Genomic DNA, 3379 nt, shown 5'->3' on the forward strand with positions numbered 1-3379 from the left:
CTGCGCCGAGGTCACCGCGGCCGCCGCGGCGGGCCCGGTCCCGTTGACCGCCGAAGGCTGGGCGGAGGTCGCCGACGCCGTCCACCGGGAGACCGGCCCGGCCACCCTCGTGACAACCGCCGCCGTTCCCCGGCCCGCGGCCCTCGACCATCCGGTGGTCCGCGGGCTGCCGGCCGCGACGATCGCCGCGCTCCCCCGGACGGCACGGACGGCGATCGCACAGCTGCTGCTGCTCTGCGTCCAGCCCGCGCTGTCCCGCTCCGGGCCCGCTGTCGCCTTCGTCGTCGATCACCTGCTGAGCGGCGGACCCCGTGTCTCCCCGCCATCGGCTCCGCCCGGCACCCGCTCCTCCCCGTCACCGCTTCCCCCGAGCTCACCCGCCACCCGACCGGCCCCGCCACCGCTTCCGCCCGGCCCGGCCAGCAGTTCCTCCCCGCCGCCGGCTCCCACCGCCACCTCGTCCTCGCCCACCACCACTCCCGCCGGGCGCCCGTCCAGCGCGGCTCCCGCCCGCAGGGCCGCCGGTCCTGCTGACGAGACACCCGCAGCACCCGCACGCCCTGGTTCGGACATTTCACCCACGGAAGGGCGGCTGGTCGAATCGGTCACGACACCGATGGGTGGGGTGTTCTTCCTTCCCCGCGTGCTGGACCTGATCGAGCCGTTCCCCTGGACGGCGGGCCCGCTCAGCGAGCATCCACCGGGAACGGTCGTGGGCTGGCTCGCGAGCCGCCTGACCGGGGCGTCAACGGACGATCCGGCCGTCCGACTGTTGATGGAGGAATCAGACGAACCGGAACCGGCTGCCGAGGCGGCGCTGGACGGGCTCACCGAGCAGGTGGCCGACGGACTGCGGCGGATGCTGCGGACCGAGCCGGACGACGACCTCGGCTGGTTCTGGCGGCGGACGGCCTCGATCGACGCCCGGCCCGGCTGGATCGAGATCACCTTCTCCCTGGATGACGTCGACACCCGGATCCGGGCGGCCGGCCTGGACCTGGATCCCGGTTTCGTGTGGTGGCTCGGCGCGGTCGTGCGGTTCCGCTATGTCTGAGCTGACGCCCCTTCCCGCCCGCGCCGCCGCCCTGATCGAGCGGCTCGCCTCCCTGTCCACCTCCCTGACCACCTCGCTGATGGGCCTGCCGTCCGCCGAGCCGCTCGGCCTTCTCGCCGCCGCGCTCGCGGCCGAAACCTGCTGCGGCGCGGCTCCGCGGCTGGCCGCGGCGACCGGGCTGACCCCTTTCGAGTACGACCTGCTGCTGCTCGCCGGCCTCCCCGAGGAACACGAGGCGCTGACCCGCCTGGCCCGGGCGCTGAACCCGGCGGCCGAACCCTGGTTCACCCCGGCCACCGCCGCCGCCGTCCTCGACCTCGGCGATGCCGCCCGCATCCACCTGCGCCGGGCTCTGGAGGCCGGGCCGCTGCGCCGGTTCCGCCTGGTGACCGGCCCTGACACGGTCCCCCTGCCGGAACGCGGCCTGCGCCTGCCGCCCGGCCTGTGGAGCGTGCTGCGCGGCGTCGACTGCTGGCCCGCCACCCTGCGCCCGGTGCCCCTGCCGGACCTCCCGGGCCCCGCGTTGTTCCCGCTGACGCCCGGCCCGCAGGTCATCGTGATCACCGGCGACGGCCGCGACGACCTGGAACTGGCCGCCCTGGCCGCCACCTCACTCACCGCCGCCACCTCACTCACCGCCGACGCCGCCTCACTCGCGGTCGCCGGTGCCGTCGGCGTGCCGGCCGGCGAGGTGGGCACCGACCGCGACGACCTGTGGACCGCCCATCTGGCCGCCCGCGGGGCCGTGCCGATCGTCGTCGGCAGTCCGCAGTCGCCGCCGCTGCCCGGGCATCCCGGGCCGGTGGTCGTGGCCTCGTCCGCCACCGGCGTCCCCCTCGACGACCGGCCCGCCGTCACCGTCGACCTGCCCCGGCCCGGCCTGGGCGACGCCGTCGCCCTGTGGCAGAGCCTGCTGCCCGCCCACAACGGCGCCGCCGGCGAACTGGCCGGGCTCCTGCGGGTGGGCCGGATCGGCGCGACCAGGGCGGTCCGTGACACCGGGGCCACCGGCGCGGTGACGGTGGCCGGCGTGGTCGAGCGGGTGCGCCGGCGTACCGTGCTGCGCCTGCCGCCGACCGTCCGCCTGGTCCGCCCGGCCGCCGGCCTGGACCGTCTCGTGCTGCCCGCCGACCAGATCCGGGCGCTGCGGTCGGTGGTCGACCGGGTCCGTGGGCAGGCACGGGTGCTGCACGACTGGGGGTTCGGTGCCGCCGCCCGGCATCCCGGCGGGGTGCGGATGCTGCTGTCCGGACCACCCGGCACCGGCAAGACCCTGGCGGTCGAGGCGATCGCCGGTGAACTCGGCCTGGACCTGCTCGTCGTCGACCTGGCCGCGCTGGTCAGCAAGTGGCTGGGCGAGACCGAGAAGAACATCGGCGAGGTGTTCGACGCCGCCGAACACTGCCAGGCGGTGCTCTTCTTCGACGAGGCCGACGCCGTGTTCGGGCAGCGCACCGACGCGTCCGACGCCCAGGGGCGCTGGGCCAATCTGGAGACCGCCTACCTGCTGGGCCGCATCGACCGGTCCGACGGGCTGGTCGCGCTCGCCACCAACCTGCGGCGCAGCATGGACGACGCGTTCGTACGCCGTCTCGATGTGATCCTCGACGTCGAGGAGCCGGACCGCCCGGCCCGGGAGCGTCTCTGGAGGTCGCACCTGCCTCCCGGCGCCCCGCTCGCCGCGGACGTCGACCCGGCCCGGCTCGCCGCCGTCTACGAGATGACCGGCGGGCTGATCCGTAACGCCGCCCTGTCGGCCGCCTACACCGCCGCCGCGGGCGGCCACCCCATCGACCAGGACGCGCTGATCGACGCGGTCCGTGACGAGTACCGCAAGGCCGGCCGCTCGATCCCCGGCGGGCCCGCGTCCCGTTCAGCCCGGCACCGAGGAGGACCCCATGGCTGAGAACCTGGCCGACCGGGCACAGGCCCGGCTCACCACGATGACCGCCCGCCGGGACGCGGCGAACGCGGGACTGGCCGCCGCCCGCGCCGCACTCGACCGCCGGCACCCCACCCCGGACGCCCTCGACCCCGGCGACTGGGCCACCGAACTGGGCGCCACCCAGCACGTGGCGACCGCCCGCGCCGCCCTGGCCGCCTGCCGGGCCGAGCAGAGCCGCATCCGTCAGGCGCTGTCCGGTGTGGGCAACCCGGCCGACACCGCCACGTTCCAGGGGCAACTGCGGGCCGCACTGATCACCGACGCCGGCCTGCGGGTGCGGCTGCGGGAGGCGACCGAACGGGCCGCCGTCGCGTCGGCCGCGCTGGCCGAGTGGTCGTCGCTGACGGCCCGGGCCGAGTCCGCGGTGGGTGCCGCACGGA

3 protein-coding genes are annotated in these 3379 nt (G+C 76.3%); all 3 read left to right on the top strand.

The genetic code is table 11. The features are described 5' to 3' along the window. On the top strand, positions 1–1054 hold a 1054-nt coding region (locus ACFO0C_RS45765), incomplete at its 5' end, for a hypothetical protein (RefSeq protein ID WP_378073166.1). Next, positions 1047–2960: an ATP-binding protein gene (locus ACFO0C_RS45770; RefSeq protein WP_378073167.1), complete on the top strand. Its 1914-nt coding sequence runs from the start codon at positions 1047–1049 to the stop codon at positions 2958–2960. The genes ACFO0C_RS45765 and ACFO0C_RS45770, both read left to right, overlap by 8 nt. Further along, positions 2953–3379, top strand: a 427-nt coding sequence (locus ACFO0C_RS45775) for a hypothetical protein (RefSeq protein ID WP_378073168.1), incomplete at its 3' end; no start/stop codon positions are given. The genes ACFO0C_RS45770 and ACFO0C_RS45775, both read left to right, overlap by 8 nt.

It is taken from the genome of Actinoplanes subglobosus (assembly GCF_042650585.1).
GTDB classification, from domain to species: domain Bacteria; phylum Actinomycetota; class Actinomycetes; order Mycobacteriales; family Micromonosporaceae; genus Actinoplanes; species Actinoplanes subglobosus.